We start from the raw sequence: 16,697 nt of genomic DNA on the forward strand, positions 1-16,697 counted from the left end.
TCCGGGCGTGGGAGCGCAGCGACCGTTTGGCGCAGCCAAACTCAGCGGGAGTAGGTGCAGCGAAGCAAACCGGAGACGCTGCGCTCGGATCGATACCGCAGCGAAGGAACCCCGAGCCCCAGCGAGCGGGCCGCACGTAGGAGCAAGCGTTTTTTGCTTACTTTTTTTGGCGTTTGAAAAAAAGTGAGTCGCCGTAAGGGCGAAACCCTAAGCCGCCGTTACCTAAACAACGGATATACACACCAAACACCCCCAACATGGTCGGCCCAAAGGCCGCCAAGTCCAAAGCGTGAACCCTGTCAAAACCCTGAACACACAAGCAGAAACATCCCCCGCCATTGAAACCACCCAAACCCTGCCCCATCTAAGACCCATACCCCATTGCGCAGGTGCCCCATGAGCGACCAGCAAGAATTCCCGGAAAACCCAGACGACTACACCGAAGCCGAACACATCGAACACACCTCTTCCGGCAAAGGCCTTGCCCTGCCCGGCCAGAACCTGCCGGACAAGGTCTACATCATCCCGATCCACAACCGCCCGTTCTTCCCGGCCCAGGTCCTGCCGGTCATCGTCAACGAAGAACCGTGGGCCGAAACCCTCGAACTGGTCAGCAAATCCGAACACCATTCCCTGGCGCTGTTCTTCATGGACACGCCCCAGGAAGACCCACGCCACTTCGACACCGGCGCCCTGCCGCAATACGGCACCCTGGTCAAAGTCCACCACGCCAGCCGCGAAAACGGCAAACTGCAGTTCGTCGCTCAAGGCCTCAGCCGCGTGCGCATCAAGACCTGGCTCAAACACCACCGCCCACCGTATCTGGTCGAAGTCGAATACCCGCACCAGCCCACCGAGCCGACCGACGAGGTCAAGGCTTACGGCATGGCGCTGATCAACGCGATCAAAGAACTGCTGCCGCTCAACCCGCTGTACAGCGAAGAGCTGAAAAACTACCTCAACCGCTTCAGCCCCAACGATCCGTCGCCGCTGACCGACTTCGCCGCCGCCCTGACCTCGGCCACTGGCCCGGAATTGCAGGAAGTGCTCGATTGCGTGCCGATGCTCAAACGCATGGAAAAAGTCCTGCCGATGCTGCGCAAGGAAGTCGAAGTCGCACGCCTGCAAAAAGAAATCTCCGCTGAGGTCAACCGCAAGATCGGCGAGCACCAGCGCGAGTTCTTCCTCAAGGAACAACTCAAAGTCATCCAGCAGGAACTCGGCCTGACCAAGGACGACCGCAGCGCTGACCTCGAACAGTTCCAGCAACGTCTGGAAGGCAAAGTCCTGCCGGCGCAGGTGCAGAAACGCCTCGACGAAGAAACGCACAAACTGTCGATCCTCGAGACCGGCTCGCCCGAGTACGCGGTCACCCGCAACTACCTCGACTGGGCGACCTCGGTGCCGTGGGGCGTGTACGGCGCGGACAAACTCGACCTCAAGCACGCGCGCAAAGTGCTCGACAAACACCACGCCGGCCTCGACGACATCAAGGACCGCATCCTCGAATTCCTCGCCGTCGGTGCCTACAAAGGCGAAATCAGCGGCTCCATCGTACTGCTGGTCGGACCGCCGGGCGTGGGTAAAACCAGCGTCGGCAAATCCATCGCCGAATCCCTCGGCCGGCCGTTCTATCGCTTCAGCGTTGGCGGCATGCGCGACGAAGCCGAGATCAAGGGCCACCGCCGCACCTACATCGGCGCACAACCGGGCAAACTCGTGCAGGCGTTGAAAGACGTCGAAGTGATGAACCCGGTGATCATGCTCGACGAGATCGACAAAATGGGCCAGAGCTACCAGGGCGACCCGGCCTCGGCGCTGCTGGAAACCCTCGACCCGGAACAGAACGTCGAATTCCTCGACCACTACCTCGACCTGCGCATGGACTTGTCGAAAGTCCTGTTCGTGTGCACCGCCAACACCCTCGATTCGATTCCCGGCCCGCTGCTGGACCGGATGGAAGTGATTCGCCTGTCGGGCTACATCACCGAAGAGAAAGTCGCCATCGCCAAGCGCCACCTGTGGCCGAAACTGCTGGAAAAGGCCGGTGTGTCCAAGGGCAGCCTGAGTATCAGCGACAGCGCGCTCAAAGCCTTGATCGACGGCTACGCCCGTGAAGCCGGCGTGCGGCAGCTGGAAAAGCAAATGGGCAAACTGGTACGCAAAGCGGTGATGAAGCTGATCGACGAGCCGAAAGCGGTGATCAAACTCGGCCCGAAAGACCTCGAAGCCTCGTTGGGCCATCCGGTGTTCCGCAACGAACAAGTGCTGTCCGGCACCGGTGTTATCACCGGCCTGGCCTGGACCAGCATGGGTGGCGCGACCTTGCCGATCGAAGCGACGCGGATTCACACCCTGAACCGTGGCTTCAAACTCACCGGGCAACTCGGTGATGTGATGAAGGAGTCGGCAGAGATCGCCTACAGCTACGTCAGCTCGCACCTGAAACAATTTGGCGGTGACGCGAAGTTCTTCGACGAAGCCTTCGTCCACCTGCACGTGCCGGAAGGCGCGACACCGAAGGACGGCCCGAGCGCCGGCGTGACCATGGCTAGCGCCCTGCTCTCGCTTGCGCGTAATCAGCCACCAAAAAAAGGCGTGGCGATGACCGGCGAACTGACGCTGACCGGGCATGTGCTGCCGATTGGCGGGGTGCGTGAGAAGGTGATCGCGGCGCGACGGCAGAAGATTTTCGAACTGATTTTGCCGGAGCCGAATCGGGGTAATTTTGAGGAGTTGCCGGATTATCTGAAGGAAGGGATTACCGTGCATTTCGCGAAGAAGTTTGCGGATGTGGCGAAGGTACTGTTCTGACCGGTAGCCCGTAGCCCCTCACCCCGGCCCTCTCCCCCACGAGAGGGAGCCAACCGAGCGGTCTTGCGCTATGCGCCGACCTGAAACACCGGGTCGATTATGGATTCGCTGACGCACGCTCAGGTCGGCGTACCTCGCCAATATCCCCCGATCAGTCCCCTCTCCCTCTGGGAGAGGGTTAGGGTGAGGGCAGGCACTGTCACACTTTGTCTCATCTTCAGTTATGCTCGCCGTTCGTCGCCAACGTCGGAGCCGCTGACCTTATGTCCCCCACTCGCCTGTTTCTCCCCCTCGCCCTCTCGCTGCTGGCCGCTTGCGCCACGCAACCGAAACATAACGTGACCGTGGAAAAACAGAGCGAATGCCCGGTGCGGCTGACCAACGGGCAAAACCTCATCATCATGCTGCCAAGTAACCCGACCACGGGTTATCGCTGGGCGATTCAGGATTCCGCCGGTGGCGTGCTGCGTGCACTCAGCCCCGAGGTCTACAGCAATCCCGAAGATGCCGGTGTGGTCGGCGCAGCGGGTTTGTCGACCTGGCGCTTCCAGGCCTTCGCCCCCGGCACCGGGCGTCTGCGCCTGACTTCGCAACAACCCTGGGCACCGGAAGTGCTGCCAGTGGAAACCTTTGACTGCGCCATTTCGGTGAACTGATCATGGGCTGGCTGATTCTGGCGCTGATGGGCGCGGTGACGTTTCTCTACGGTGTCAGCACGCATGCGGCGTTGCTGTGCCTGTTGGTCAAACCGTTGCCGGTGCTGGCATTGCTCGGCTGGCTGCACGATGCGCCGCCCAGCGACTATCGGCGCTGGATCAGTCTGGGGCTGATTTTCTCGCTGCTCGGTGATGTATTGCTGGCATGGCCGGGCGATCTGTTTGTATTTGGCCTCGGCGCGTTTCTGGTTGCGCATCTGGCTTATCTGAAGGCTTATCTGAGTGACTGCAAGCGTCTGGCGATTTTGCCGCTGGTACTTGCCCTCGGAGTGGGCGCGGTGCTGCTGGGTCTTCTGATTTCCAGCGGTCTTGGGCCATTGCTGGTGCCGGTGGTTGTTTATGGCACGGCGATCAGCGCGATGCTCTGGCGCGCGCTGGCCCGTTTGGGCACCGATGTGCCGAAACGCTCGGCGTTGCTGGCGGCGGGCGGTGCGCTGGCGTTTGTGTTCTCGGACAGCGTGATCGGTATTGATCGCTTCGTATCGCCATTCCACGCCGCGCCATACGTCATCATCCTCAGCTACTGGCTGGGCCAGTGGGGCATTGCGGCCTCCGCGTTCTCCCAAAGCAAACGCGCTAGCCTCTGATCGTTCCCACGCTCCGCGTGGGAATGCATCCTGTGACGCTCTGCGTCACTTACGCAGGGACGCAGAGCGTCCGGGGCGGCATTCCCACGCAGAGCGTGGGAACGATCACTGGCAAAAAAACGCTTTATCAGACAACCCAAGCATCCCCGCGCCCTTTTGGCTAAAATGCCGGCCTTTTCCCCCGACACCGCCGGAACCGCCGTGAGCAAAGAACCCGATCGTATTTTCGCCAAGCCTTTGGCCCAGGTGCCTGACTTCGCCTTCAATGAAGACGTGGTGCGGGTGTTCCCGGACATGATCAAGCGCTCGGTGCCGGGTTACCCGACCATCGTCGAAAACCTCGGCGTGCTCGCTGCACAGTTCGCCCAGCCGAACAGCGTGCTCTACGACCTCGGCTCATCGCTGGGCGCGGTCACTCAAGCGCTGCGTCGCCATGTGCGTACCGACGGTTGCCGGGTGATCGCTGTGGATAACTCGGCGGCGATGGTCGAGCGCTGCCGCGAATACCTCAACGGCCAGGACTCGATGTTCCAGGAGTTGCTGCCAGTGGACGTGATCGAAGGCGACATTCTCGCCCTCGATTTCCAGCCAGCCTCGGTGGTGGCGCTGAATTTCACTCTGCAATTTATCGCTCCCGATCAGCGCACCGCATTGCTCTCGCGCATTCGCCAATCGCTGCTGCCGGGTGGCGCGCTGATTCTCTCGGAGAAGCTGCGCTTCAACGATGCCGAAGAACATGCGCTGCTCACCGACCTGCACGTTGCCTTCAAACGCGCCAACGGCTACAGCGAACTGGAAATCGCCCAGAAGCGCAGCGCCATCGAAAACGTCATGAAGCCCGACAGCCTCGAAGAACACCGCGAACGCCTGCTGGCTGCCGGGTTCTCGAAAGTCGTGCCGTGGTTCCAGTGTCTTAACTTTGCCTCGTTGATTGCCTTGCCATGATTGATCTGTCCCCCCTCGCTCGCCGTCTGGCCGGCACACCGCTGGCCGAATGGGCCAACACCCTGCAGGCGCAACTCGACAAGAAAATGGAGAAGGGCCACGGCGATCTGGAGCGCTGGCAAAGTGCGCTGGACGCCTTGCCGAAGATCCAGCCGAGCGAAGTTGATCTGCTCAACGGGTTGAGGCTCGACACCGATTGCGACGATGAAACCCGCACGCAGATGCGTACTGCACTGATGGGGCTGTCGCCATGGCGCAAAGGGCCGTTTGACCTGTTTGGTGTGCACGTCGACACCGAATGGCGTTCGGACTGGAAGTGGTCACGGGTTGCACCGCATCTGGATCTGAAAGGCAAACGCATCCTCGATGTCGGTTGCGGCAACGGCTACTACATGTGGCGCATGCTCGGTGCCGGTGCGGACAGCGTGATTGGTGTTGACCCAAACTGGCTGTTCTTCTGCCAGTTCCAGGCCGTGCAACGCTATCTGTCAGAGCCAAATGCCTGGCACCTGCCCTTCCCGTTCGAAGACCTGCCGCCGAATCTGGAAGGGTTCGACACCGTGTTTTCCATGGGCGTGTTCTACCATCGCCGTTCGCCGATCGAGCATTTGCTGGCGCTGAAAGATTGCTTGGTCAAGGGCGGCGAGCTGGTACTGGAAACGCTGGTGGTCGAAGGCGACAAGCATCAGGTGCTGGTGCCGGAAGATCGTTATGCGCAAATGCGTAACGTGTGGTTCCTGCCGTCGGTGCCGGCGCTGGAGTTGTGGTTGCGTCGTGCGGGGTTTACCGATATTCGATGCGTGGATGTGAGCACAACAACGGTTGAAGAACAGCGCGGGACTGAGTGGATGAAGTATCAGTCGCTGAGTGATTTCCTTGATCCGGACGATCACAGCAAAACGATTGAAGGATTGCCGGCGCCGATGCGGGCGGTGATTGTCGCTAAAAAGTAAACCACCCACCCACCCACCGCGGTGAGCCCACCCCTCACCCCAGCCCTCTCCCCAAGGAGAGGGAGCTGATCTTTGGGCTTTTCTAAACTTGAGTACGACTCGATAACTCAGGTCGGCGGACCTCGCCCATCCAATCCGGTCAGTCCCCTCTCCCTCTGGGAGAGGGAGCCGATCCTCAGGCTTTTCAAAACTTGAGTTCGACTCGATAACTCAGGTCGGCGGACCTCGCCCATCCAACCCGGTCAGTCCCCTCTCCCTCTGGGAGAGGGTTAGGGTGAGGGGCTTTTCGCTCTTCGGGCGCGGAAGAATTCGGTCAACACCGCGCCACACTCCTCCGCCAACACCCCGCCTTCATACAACACCCGGTGATTCAAAAAGCCCTGGGTAAAAAACTGCCCCTGACTCTGCACAATCCCCGCCTTCGGCTCCAGCGCGCCATACACCACACGCGCCACTCGCGAATGCACGATCAAGCCTGCGCACATGCTGCACGGTTCCAGCGTCACGTACAGCGTGCTGCCCGGCAGACGATAGTTATCCACCGCCTGCGCCGCCGCACGAATGGCGACCATTTCCGCGTGAGCGCTCGGATCGCTGGTACTGATCGGGCAATTGAAACCGCGCCCGATGATCTCACCGTCCTGCACCAGCACTGCACCCACCGGCACTTCACCGAGCGCTGCACCTTGCGCCGCGAGCGCCAAGGCTTCCCGCATGAAATCACGGTCACGGCTGCGGTCAACGATCGCCGCGGGGCGAATCTGGCGCATCACTTCACCTCGATGGCGGCCATCAGGCCGGTTTCCATGTGGTCGATCACGTGGCAATGGAACATCCACACACCGGGATTATCAGCCACCAGCGCCACTTGCGCGCGCTCGTTCTTGCCCAGCAGATAGGTGTCGGTGAAGTACGGGATGATCTTGTGCCGGTTCGACGCGATCACCTTGAAGCTCATGCCGTGCAGGTGGATCGGGTGCTGATACTGGGTCATGTTCTTCAGTTCGAAAATATAGCTCTGACCCAGTTTCAGGCTGGCAATCGGTCGGTCAGCGCAGGTCTTGTCGGTGATGTCCCAGGCCTTGCCGTTGATCTGCCACAGGCTCGGCGGCCGGCCATTGTCGACGTTGACCGAAACCGAGCCGACCCATTCGAAATTGAAGTTGAGTTTCTCGGCATTGGCCAGGTCCGGTTCCGCCACCGGATTGGCCGGCAGCGCTTTCGGCCAGTCGCTCGGCGCGTCGGTATTGGCCACCGAACGCAACGTGCCCAGACGCACCGGGCCGTTGCGCAGCGACAATTCTTCGCCCGCCGCCGGTGCCTTGATCGCCAGACAAATACGCATGCCCGGGCCGAGCCAGTATTCCTTGCCCAACGGGCGCGGCTCGACCGGATTGCCGTCCAGCGCATAGATCTGCGCTTCGACGCCGGGAATGTTGATGCGGTAAGTCAGGGTGTTGTCGAGGTTGAGCAAACGCACGCGAGTGATCTGCCCCGCCGGCAGTTCGATCACCGGGGTCGGCACGCCGTTGATGGTCGACAATCGCCCCGCCGTGCCGCCACGCGCTGCTTCACGGGGAATGCTGAACTCGACGAAATTGCCTTCGTCATCGATGTGCCAGTTTTTCAGGCTCAAGGTCTTTTCGTACTTGAAACCGGTCGGCTCGCGCTCTTCGATGATCAGCGGCCCGACCAGCCCGCGCCCGAGTTCTTCGCTGCTGCTGACGTGCGGGTGATACCAGTAGCTGCCGGCATCCGGTACGCGGAATTTGTAATCGAAGTATTCACCCGGCAACACCGGCAGCTGCGACACGTACGGCACGCCGTCCATTTCCAGCGGCAGGCGAATGCCGTGCCAGTGAATAGTGGTCGCCACCGGCAAGTGGTTGATGAAGCGCACCCGCAGCCATTCACCCTGACGCACACGCAACTCGGTGCCCGGCGCCGAAGGCCCGAATGCCCAGGCCTCGGTCTTGTGCCCCGGCACCAGCTCGACGTCCAGCGGTGCGGCGATCAGTTCATAGTCGTGGCCCGCCTCGGCGTCGGCCATTTTGCCGAGCCAGTAACGCGACGCGCCCCCCGCACCAACGCCAACGACAACAAGACCGGCCAGGCCACCGAGGATTTGGCGACGGGTAAAGGACATGAACTCAACTACCTCACGTATCAGCGACAGACCCTGAAGGCCTGTAAAAGGCGAATACGATACACCTGCGGTTGAGAAACAGTAAGGGCGACCTGAGGCCGCACATCCCCTGCCGGCTTAAGGTCGCAGCCCGGTAATCAGATGCACCACACCGCCCGTCAAGGGCATTACGCCCGCGACACCGGCGGCGCTCAACGCCTGTTGATCGATGCCAGACACATCACGCAACACCACCCGCACCCGCGTCAACGCCAGCGGTTGCTGCGATTTCAGGTTATCCACACCGCCCAGCGCCGCGACGATAGCGGCGCTCAACCCGTCGCTCGGCTCGGCCGCCGCTGCGGGAGTATCCACCACCAGATCCGGGGTCAGGGCTTTCCAGAATGCCTTCTGCAATTGATCGAACATGTTCAGTTCTCCAGAACCCGTAAAGTATCGACGGTCGCCTCGTGAAACAGCTGCAACGCCTCGCGCACCTGCCCGGCACTTTCCAGACCGAGCACCTGTTGGGCGATGATCTGACAGTCCGCCAGCGCAAGCTCGCGCACCGTTGCCTTGACCGGCGCGATCATCGGCACACTCACTGATAGCTCATCCACACCCAACCCCAGCAACAGCGGCACCGCCAGACGTTCAGAGGCCATCGCCCCGCACACGCCGACCCATTTGCCATGGGCGTGCGCAGCCTTCACGGTCATGGCGATCAGGCGCAATACCGAGGGGTGAAAACTGTCCGCCTGACTGGCCAGACGCGGGTGATCGCGATCCATCGCCAGGGTGTATTGCGTCAGGTCATTGGTGCCGATCGAGAAAAAATCCACCAGCGGCGCAAACAGATCCGCCATCAGCGCCGCGGCCGGCACTTCGATCATGATCCCCAGTTTCGGCCGTTGCGTCAGCCCCAGCGCGAGGATCTCCTCGTCCAGCATCTGCCGCGCCAGACGCAGCTCTGACAATTGCGTGACCATCGGCAACATGATGTGCAAACGTGTCAGATCGCAGCAGCCGAGCATGGCGCGGAACTGTTCACGCAATAACTGCGGGCGCTCCAGGCATAAACGAATGCCGCGCACGCCCAGGAACGGGTTGGTTTCGCTGTCCATGGGCACATAGGCCAGCGGTTTGTCGCCGCCGACATCGAGGGTGCGCACCACCAGATTGTGTGCAGATCCGACGCAGCGAGCGATCGCACTGTAAGTGGCAACCTGTTCGTCATGGCTTGGCGCGTGATTGCGGCCCAGATAAAGAAACTCCGAACGCAGCAGGCCGACGCCTGCGCCGCCCGAGGCCATGGCCTGCGCGGTTTCAGACAATGAGGCGACGTTGGCCGACACCTCGACGTGATGGCCGTCACGGGTTCGCGCGGCAAGTGTTGCATTGGCCAGCTCATGCTCGTGGCGTTGGCGCTGTTGCGCGTGGCGCGCCTGCCATTGTTTGATTGCCGCTGGGTCCGGATGCACATGCAGTTCACCCTTGTCGGCATCGAGCAGCACCTGAGTGCCGTTGCTCAGTGCGAGCATTTGCACCGGTACCCCGCAAATCGATGGCAGACCACAGGCGCGGGCAAGGATCGCCACGTGGCTGGTCGCGCCGCCGCCAACTGTCGCGAAGCCGAGTACTTTGCTGGTATCGATGCCGGCGGTCTGCGACGGCGTCAGTTGATCGGCAATCAGAATGCTCCCTTGCGGCAACTCCAGCGCCTGTTCGCCAATCCCGAGAAGCAGCTTGAGCACGCGGCGCCCGACATCGGTCAGATCTGCCGCCCGCTCTGCCAGCAGTGCACTGCCGAGCTGGCGAAACATGATCGCGGTTTCTTCAGTGGCGGCGCGCCAGGCGAACGCTGCGCTTTTGCCCTCGTCAATCAACGCTTGAGCCTGATCGAGCAGACCCGGATCTTCGAGCAATTCCTGATGCGCCTTGAAGATCTCGGCTTCGGCTTCACCCGCAGCGGTGTCACGCAAATGCTGCAAAGCCAGATCCGCTTCGATCAGGGCATTGGCGAGGGCCGCACGCTCGACGTCTGCTGCGCCGCCAAACTCACTGACGTCGAAGACCGGTTCGCTGATCTGCACCACTTGGCCTAACGCCGAACCGGGCGATGCGCAGACGCCACGCAGAAGCGCCAGCGTCTCGGTGGTGGCGACCTCGACAGGCGCCACCGCCGTCACCGTTTCACCGCAGCCCTCGGCCAGTAACCGGGTCAGCGTATTGATTGCAGCGTCAGCATCTTCGCCCACCGCACTGACCTGCACGCTGTCGCCGAAAGCGGTCTGCAACGCCATGATCGCCACCAGCGATTTGGCGTTGGCCTGAGCCTGTTGCTTATGCAGGTAAATCTTTGCCGCGAAGCCCTTTGCCGCTTGCGCAAACACCGCTGCCGGACGCGCATGCAGACCGTTGGGGTTGGGCAGTTTCAACAACGCTGAAAACACCGCTTGACCTTCTGCCACGAAAGCTGCCTCACCGGCCGCCTGCGCACCGGCGAGTTCAAGCAACGGCTGAGCGGTTTCGACCTGTCCGCTCGGCGCGATGAGCCAGGTAAACGGCTCCCCGCTGACCACCAGCATCAAGGTCAGCAGGCTGCGCGCGTGCAGGGCTATGTAGTCGGCATCGAACTCGATCAGCGCCTGCCCGGCCACAACCCGCTGCCCCTCTTCGACCAGGCGAGTGAAGCCTTGGCCGCCGAGGTTCACCGTGTCCAGGCCGATGTGCATCAACACCTGCACGCCGTTGTCATCGGTGATGCCCACGGCATGTCCGCTGGCCTGCACGTTACTGATGACCCCGGCCAAGGGCGCGCACAGGGTCGACGAGGTTGGGTCGATGCACAGACCGTCGCCGATCACGCGCCCGGAAAACACCGGATCAGGCACCTGCTCCAGCGCCATCAGGACACCGGACAAGGGAGCCAGCAGTTGCAATTGTTGGGGTGTGGCCATGACGTCACCTGCAGTTTTATGCTTTGAAGTACCCACGGAGCGCGACGCTCCATCAGCATCGCTTATTTCCACCAGTATTCGACCTGCAATCCGACATTCGCACCGTGGCGAGCGGTGCCGAAAGCGCCGGTGTCAGACAGTGCCGAGCCTTTGGCCAATTGGTTGGCCGCACGTTTGGCCGCCTCGTTCCAGGTAGCGTACGTGTAATACAGACGCACCTCGGGACGCGCCCAGAACTCCGGGCCTTTGGGCGACCAGGTCGGGGCAAACGTGAATTTGCTCAGTTTGCGCGTGCCACCCGGGGCTTCGACTTGATCGTGGCCCAGTTCGGTGACCAGCTTGAAGTGTTCGCTGAGCGCGTAGGCAGGTCGTACCCCCAACGAGATCCAGTTCTGATCGGCTCCGTCCGGGCGAATGTCTTTCTGATACACCGCTTCGACCTGACCGCCGAAACGCGGTGTCACCTGCCAGTCAAAAAACTCGACGATCCGGTAACTTTTGTTGCTGTCATCCAGTTTGACGTTGCCGGTATAACCGAGCCCGGTGCCCGGCCCTTCACCGTATTGCAGCGCCAGTTTGTTCTTGCCGCCGAAAAAATCCGTTTGCACATGTTGCGTGGTGATCGCCCAGCCCCGGTGGGCATCGCGGCTGTCGGGCTTGTCTATATAACTCAAACCGAACTCCAGCTCACCGCCCGGATTGGTCTTGAAACCGGCGACGTTGAAGTCGTGCCGATTGATGTAGTCCTTCTGGTACAGGTTGTCCTTGCGCGAGAAGGCATAGCTGTATTTCAGATCACCGATCAATACGTCTTCGACTCCGCCCCCGGTGGCACTCTGGTTCCAGTAATAGAAGTCGGAAATGTGGATGTCGTTACGTTTGTAGTAACGCCGCCCGGCCCATAGTGAGCCACCGTTGAGTGCCGGCATCGCCGACCACTGTGCGTAGGCCTGCGGCAAGCGGATCGAGCCATTGTCGTCTTTGAATGTAGGGCTGCGATCGTAGCGGTTATACAGCGAGGCCATGCCGTCGACACTCAATACCGAACCGTCGTCGAGGGTGTACAGATCTTGACGCAACTCGAGTTCGCCGTACTGCTCGCATTCGTTACCCAGACGATATTTGGTCTGCGCACCAGGTAACTGGAAGCATGACTGACCGCTGCTGTTGACCGATGTACCGACACCGCTGCGCAAGTAGCCACCAAACTCCAGCGCTTGTGACGCTGGCGGTAAGGCCAGGCAAAAACCTGCGACTGCAAGGCTGCGATTTATTGTTGTTTTCATAAGCCACCCCATTGTTTTTATTGTCTGGTTGCATGAATTCGGCGCGCAAAAATCCCCCGCGCAGTGTCCTGCGTGTTTTTTTGAAAGCTGTTTTTTAGTTAAAGGTCAGGGATCGATCAGGTGCAGGACGAAGGACTCGTAAGGCCTCAAAGTCACCTGGCGATTGCGCATCGACCCGTCCGGGTAATTGCTGATCAACTGGCGCTGGCTCATCGACTCGCTGATGACCGTCGACGGCAACTCCACTTCACAGGTTGTCCCGTAGAAGTTGTTCACCACCAACAAACGCTCGGCGTCACCTTCACGCACATACGCCCAGACCTGCGGATGTTCGGGCAACAGTTGTCGGTACAGCCCGTCGGTGATCAACGACTCGCTGCGACGCAGCGCGATCAGACGGCGGTAGTGATGCAACACCGAATCCGGGTCGTCGAGCTGATGGGCGACGTTGATCTGCGCGGCATTGGCCGGTACGCCGATCCACGGTTCGACACTGCTGAAACCGGCGTTCGGTCCGCCGTCCCAATGCATCGGCGTACGACCGTTATCGCGGGACTTCTGCATGATCGCCGCCATGTTGTCGGCATCGCTGCTGCCGGCTTCGCGCTTGAGGCGAAAGATGTTCAGCGTCTCGACATCGCGATAATGCTCGATCGACTCAAACCCCGGATTGGTCATGCCCAATTCTTCGCCCTGATACACGAACGGCGTGCCCTGCAGAAAGTGCAGTGCGGTGCCGAGCATCTTCGCCGAAAGCTCGCGGTACTCGCCGTCATTGCCAAAGCGCGAGACCACTCGCGGTTGATCGTGGTTACACCAGAACAGCGCGTTCCAGCCACCGCCGGCCTGCATGCCGGTCTGCCAGTCGGACAGGATCGCCTTGAGTTGAAGGAAATCGAAATCCGCGCGCACCCACTTTTGCAGGTTCGGATAATCGACTTTCAGGTGATGAAAGTTGAAGGTCATCGACAGTTCTTTCGACTGCGGATTCGAATAACGAATGCAGTGTTCGAGGCTGGTTGAGGACATCTCGCCGACATTGATCAGGTCGTGCCCTTCAAAGACTTCGCGGTGCATCTGCTGCAGGTACGCGTGGACATTCGGCCCGTCGGTATAGAAACGTCGGCCATCGCTGTTGTCCTCGGGAAAGTCCTTGGGCTTGGAGATCAGATTGATCACATCGAGACGAAAACCACCCACGCCCTTGTCTCGCCAGAACTGCATCATCCGGAACACTTCAGCGCGTACCTCGGGATTGTCCCAATTCAGGTCGGCCTGGGTGTGGTCGAACAGGTGCAGGTAGTACTGACCGGTCTGCGCTTCGTACTCCCAAGCGGAACCGCCGAACTTGGATTCCCAGTTGTTCGGCTGATCACGCCAGATGTAGAAGTCACGGTAAGGGTTGTCGAGGCTGCTGCGCGCCTGTTGAAACCATACGTGCTCGATCGAGGTGTGATTGACCACGATGTCGAGCATCAGCTTGATCCCGCGCTTGCCCGCTTCGGCGATCAGCAATTCGCAGTCGGCCATGCTGCCGTAGCTCGGGTCGATGGCGTAATAATCGCTGATGTCATAGCCATTATCGCGCTGCGGCGAGCGCAGGAATGGCGTGATCCACAAGCAGTCGACACCCAGCCAGTGCAGGTAGTCGAGCTTGGCGACGATACCGAGCAGATCCCCTGTCGGGTTGCCGGCATGGCTATGAAAACTCTTCGGATAGACCTGGTAGATCACCGAACGCTGCCAGTCTTGCATGGCACAACTCCTTCAATAAGTCCGTGCGGCTCGCGCCCACATTGAATGCGATCAACGGTGGGAGAGCCTGCTCGCGAAAGCGATTGTTCAGGCAACCCGATAACCGGGCCGGACAATCTTCATGCTCAGTGCACAGGTCAGAACAAACGGTACGAGCATGGCAATAAGCATCCCGATGACGAACATCGGGATGTACTGCGGAATGATCGAGATGAAACCCGGCAGACCGCCGACGCCGATGGCCGAGGCCTGAACCTTGTTCAGCGACAGGAATACGCAGCCCAGCGCCGAGCCCGTCAGCGCGGCATAGAACGGAAACTTGTAGCGCAGATTGACGCCGAACATCGCCGGCTCGGTGATTCCGAAATAAGCGGAAATCGCCGAGGTCGACGCCATGCTCTTGTCCCGTGCATTACGGGTCATCCAGAACACCGCCAACGCGGCACTGCCTTGGGCGAGATTGGACATGACGATCATCGGCCAGATGAAGGTGCCGCCCTGGGTCGAGATCAATTGCAGGTCGACCGCGAGAAACATGTGGTGCATACCCGTGATCACCAGTGGCGCATACAGCAGACCGAAAATCGCGCCGCCTACCATCGGTGCCAGGTCAAACAGCATGACCAGGCCTTCAGTGATGAAGATGCCGAGGTGACGGGTTACCGGGCCGATTACCGCCAGCGCCAGCACGCCGGTGACGACGATGGTGGTGATCGGCACCACGAGCAATTGAATGGCGTTAGGCACGCGCGCCCGCAGCCATTTTTCGATGACGCTCATTACGTAGGCGGCCAGCAAAATCGGCAGGATCTGCCCCTGATAACCGACCTTTTCCACCTGAAACAAACCGAGAATATCGAAGTACGGCAACTGCTGCCCTTCCAGCCCGGCCACGGCCTTGCCGTAGTTCCAGGCGTTGAGCAGATCCGGGTGCACCAGCATCAGGCCGAGCACGATGCCGAGGATCTCGCTGCCGCCAAAGCGTTTGGCCGCCGACCAGCCCACCAACGCCGGCAAAAACACGAACGAGGTATTGGCCATCAGATTGATCAGGCTCCACAGCCCGTCGAGTTTCGGGTAGGCATCGAGCAGGGTTTGCCCTTCGATGAACATGCCTTTCGCGCCAAGCAGATTGTTGATGCCCATCAGCAGGCCGGCAATGATCAGCGCCGGCAGGATCGGCATGAACACGTCGGAAAACACCCGCACCAGACGCTGCATGGCGTTGATCTTTTCGGCGCTTTTCTGTTTGACGTCTGCGATGGTCGAGGCCGCGAGACCGGTCTGGCGACGCAGTTCGGCATAGACCTTTTCCACTTCGCCCGGACCGATCACCACTTGATAAAGGCCACCGGTGAAGAACGAGCCTTTGACCAGGTCGATCTGATTCAGCGTGGCGCTGTCCACCAGGCTCGGGTCCTTCAGGGCCAGCCGCAACCGCGTGACGCAATGGGCGGCCTGTTCGAGGTTGTCGCTGCCACCGAGGCTGTGCAGCAACTGCCTGGCAATATTCGGGTAGTCGTGGCTCATGCTTGTTCTTCCGCTGTGGATTGTTGTTATTGGCAGCACGCCGAAGCGAAAAGTACTCGTCTGTACGAGTTAATGCAACAACTCGTACAGACGAGTTTGTTTATGTATGTTCCCGCCAGACCGAAGGCGAAATTTCCTACTCAGCCCTAAGGTGATTTCCATCGTCCACATGGACAAAGCCCTACCCTGGCCTTAAGGTTCGTGGCTTTGAGCACAGTCGGCACCGAGCCTCCCCATGAGCAAATACAACCAGATCTATAGCGATCTGCTGGCCAGTATCACGACTGAGCGCCTGGAGCGCGGCGCCCGCCTGCCCTCCGAAACCGAACTGATGGACAGCTATCAGGCCAGCCGTGGCACGGTGCGCAAGGCCATCGAACTGCTTCAGGAACGCGGCTTTGCGCAGAAAATCCACGGCAAAGGCACATTCGTGCTTTCGACCAATCCGATCGAGTTTCAGCTCGGCGGCATCGTCAGTTTTCAGGAGACCTACCCGCGTCTGGGCAACGACGTCAGCACCGAAGTGGTCGAGCTGAGCCAGATCCCGCTCGAAGGTGCCCTGCTCGAGCACATCGATGCCGAGCCCGGCAGCCTCATCACTCGGATCAAGCGTGTGCGGCGAATCGATGGCAAACGGGTCATCCTCGACATCAACCACTTCGTCAGCGAAGTGATTCCCGGCCTGTCTCTCGATATCGCCGAGCAGTCGATCTATGCGCATATCGAACAGACCCTGCAGTTACAGATTGCCTACGCCCAACGCACCATCGAAGCGGTGCCGCGCAGCAAGGACGATCAACTGCACCTGGACCTCGACGGCCAGAGCCATGTGATCGTGGTCAGCAACCAGACCTTCCTCCAGGACGGTCGTCAGTTCGAGTACACCGAATCGCGGCACACCCTCGACAAGTTCTACTTTTCCGACGTGGCCCGGCGCTGACCCCGACACATTTCCAACGATCATGTGCGGTACATATGTAGTGCACTCCCCTTGAGCGAATCGGCCATGCTCGGCCTTCATTTCTC

13 protein-coding genes are annotated in these 16,697 nt (G+C 60.2%); 6 read left to right on the forward strand and 7 right to left on the reverse strand.

Going from position 1 to position 16,697, the window contains the following annotated elements; genetic code table 11:
• The first annotated feature begins 396 nt into the window (after positions 1 to 396).
• From lon to cmoB, 5 genes are all read left to right on the forward strand, one after another.
• Positions 397 to 2,814 carry an endopeptidase La gene (gene lon / locus ACRRSD_RS09585; RefSeq protein ID WP_435037930.1) on the forward strand — a complete coding sequence of 806 codons (2,418 nt, stop codon included), beginning with the start codon at positions 397 to 399 and terminating at the stop codon, positions 2,812 to 2,814.
• A gap of 263 nt (positions 2,815 to 3,077) precedes the next feature.
• Positions 3,078 to 3,470, forward strand: coding sequence for a protease inhibitor I42 family protein (locus tag ACRRSD_RS09590; RefSeq protein ID WP_007916811.1), 393 nt, complete (start codon positions 3,078 to 3,080; stop codon positions 3,468 to 3,470).
• Between the two features lie 2 nt (positions 3,471 to 3,472).
• Entirely contained in the window at positions 3,473 to 4,117 is a 645-nt protein-coding gene (locus ACRRSD_RS09595) for a lysoplasmalogenase (RefSeq protein ID WP_435037931.1), read from the forward strand.
• Between the two features lie 165 nt (positions 4,118 to 4,282).
• Positions 4,283 to 5,062 carry a carboxy-S-adenosyl-L-methionine synthase CmoA gene (gene cmoA, locus ACRRSD_RS09600; RefSeq protein WP_435038493.1) on the forward strand — a complete coding sequence of 260 codons (780 nt, stop codon included), beginning with the start codon at positions 4,283 to 4,285 and terminating at the stop codon, positions 5,060 to 5,062.
• The gene (gene cmoB, locus ACRRSD_RS09605) at positions 5,059 to 6,015 is read left to right on the forward strand and encodes a tRNA 5-methoxyuridine(34)/uridine 5-oxyacetic acid(34) synthase CmoB (RefSeq protein WP_435037932.1); all 957 of its coding nucleotides are present in this window, start codon (positions 5,059 to 5,061) and stop codon (positions 6,013 to 6,015) included. The genes cmoA and cmoB overlap by 4 nt, the downstream gene beginning before the upstream one ends.
• A 269-nt stretch (positions 6,016 to 6,284) precedes the next feature.
• Here the strand turns inward: cmoB and tadA are convergent, their stop codons facing one another.
• The 7 genes from tadA to treP all read right to left on the reverse strand — a co-directional run bounded on the left by tadA (position 6,285) and on the right by treP (position 15,671).
• Complete coding sequence (gene tadA, locus ACRRSD_RS09610; protein ID WP_435037933.1) at positions 6,285 to 6,785, reverse strand: tRNA adenosine(34) deaminase TadA; 501 nt, start codon at positions 6,783 to 6,785, stop codon at positions 6,285 to 6,287.
• A complete protein-coding gene (locus ACRRSD_RS09615; RefSeq protein WP_007916816.1) occupies positions 6,785 to 8,161 on the reverse strand; it encodes a multicopper oxidase family protein in 1,377 nt (458 codons plus the stop codon). The genes tadA and ACRRSD_RS09615 overlap by 1 nt, the downstream gene beginning before the upstream one ends.
• A 117-nt stretch (positions 8,162 to 8,278) precedes the next feature.
• Complete coding sequence (locus ACRRSD_RS09620) at positions 8,279 to 8,569, reverse strand: PTS transporter subunit EIIB (RefSeq protein WP_435037934.1); 291 nt, start codon at positions 8,567 to 8,569, stop codon at positions 8,279 to 8,281.
• A 2-nt stretch (positions 8,570 to 8,571) separates the two neighbouring features.
• Positions 8,572 to 11,100: a phosphoenolpyruvate--protein phosphotransferase gene (gene ptsP, locus ACRRSD_RS09625; protein WP_435037935.1), complete on the reverse strand. Its 2,529-nt coding sequence runs from the start codon at positions 11,098 to 11,100 to the stop codon at positions 8,572 to 8,574.
• 62 nt (positions 11,101 to 11,162) lie between these two features.
• A complete protein-coding gene (locus ACRRSD_RS09630) occupies positions 11,163 to 12,386 on the reverse strand; it encodes a maltoporin (protein ID WP_435037936.1) in 1,224 nt (407 codons plus the stop codon).
• A 105-nt stretch (positions 12,387 to 12,491) separates the two neighbouring features.
• On the reverse strand, positions 12,492 to 14,141 hold the full coding sequence (gene treC, locus ACRRSD_RS09635) for an alpha,alpha-phosphotrehalase (RefSeq protein ID WP_435037937.1): 1,650 nt from the start codon (positions 14,139 to 14,141) through the stop codon (positions 12,492 to 12,494).
• Between the two features lie 87 nt (positions 14,142 to 14,228).
• The gene (gene treP / locus ACRRSD_RS09640; protein ID WP_435037938.1) at positions 14,229 to 15,671 is read right to left on the reverse strand and encodes a PTS system trehalose-specific EIIBC component; all 1,443 of its coding nucleotides are present in this window, start codon (positions 15,669 to 15,671) and stop codon (positions 14,229 to 14,231) included.
• 235 nt (positions 15,672 to 15,906) lie between these two features.
• Between treP and treR the strand changes: the two genes are divergently transcribed.
• A complete protein-coding gene (treR, locus tag ACRRSD_RS09645; protein WP_435037939.1) occupies positions 15,907 to 16,611 on the forward strand; it encodes a trehalose operon repressor in 705 nt (234 codons plus the stop codon).
• Positions 16,612 to 16,697: the final 86 nt, after the last annotated feature.

This window comes from Pseudomonas neuropathica (genome assembly GCF_051174785.1).
GTDB lineage: Bacteria > Pseudomonadota > Gammaproteobacteria > Pseudomonadales > Pseudomonadaceae > Aquipseudomonas > Aquipseudomonas neuropathica_A.

Excerpts from the sequence above, each read along its gene's own strand:
- tadA (WP_435037933.1), bottom strand. The coding sequence starts at position 6,785 with ATGCGCCAGATTCGCCCCGCGGCGATCGTTGACCGCAGCCGTGACCGT.
- ACRRSD_RS09620 (WP_435037934.1), bottom strand. The coding sequence starts at position 8,569 with ATGTTCGATCAATTGCAGAAGGCATTCTGGAAAGCCCTGACCCCGGAT.
- ACRRSD_RS09595 (WP_435037931.1), top strand. The coding sequence starts at position 3,473 with ATGGGCTGGCTGATTCTGGCGCTGATGGGCGCGGTGACGTTTCTCTAC.
- ptsP (WP_435037935.1), bottom strand. The coding sequence starts at position 11,100 with ATGGCCACACCCCAACAATTGCAACTGCTGGCTCCCTTGTCCGGTGTC.
- treP (WP_435037938.1), bottom strand. The coding sequence starts at position 15,671 with ATGAGCCACGACTACCCGAATATTGCCAGGCAGTTGCTGCACAGCCTC.
- ACRRSD_RS09615 (WP_007916816.1), bottom strand. The coding sequence starts at position 8,161 with ATGTCCTTTACCCGTCGCCAAATCCTCGGTGGCCTGGCCGGTCTTGTT.
- lon (WP_435037930.1), top strand. The coding sequence starts at position 397 with ATGAGCGACCAGCAAGAATTCCCGGAAAACCCAGACGACTACACCGAA.
- cmoA (WP_435038493.1), top strand. The coding sequence starts at position 4,283 with ATGCCGGCCTTTTCCCCCGACACCGCCGGAACCGCCGTGAGCAAAGAA.
- cmoB (WP_435037932.1), top strand. The coding sequence starts at position 5,059 with ATGATTGATCTGTCCCCCCTCGCTCGCCGTCTGGCCGGCACACCGCTG.
- ACRRSD_RS09630 (WP_435037936.1), bottom strand. The coding sequence starts at position 12,386 with ATGAAAACAACAATAAATCGCAGCCTTGCAGTCGCAGGTTTTTGCCTG.
- ACRRSD_RS09590 (WP_007916811.1), top strand. The coding sequence starts at position 3,078 with ATGTCCCCCACTCGCCTGTTTCTCCCCCTCGCCCTCTCGCTGCTGGCC.
- treR (WP_435037939.1), top strand. The coding sequence starts at position 15,907 with ATGAGCAAATACAACCAGATCTATAGCGATCTGCTGGCCAGTATCACG.
- treC (WP_435037937.1), bottom strand. The coding sequence starts at position 14,141 with ATGCAAGACTGGCAGCGTTCGGTGATCTACCAGGTCTATCCGAAGAGT.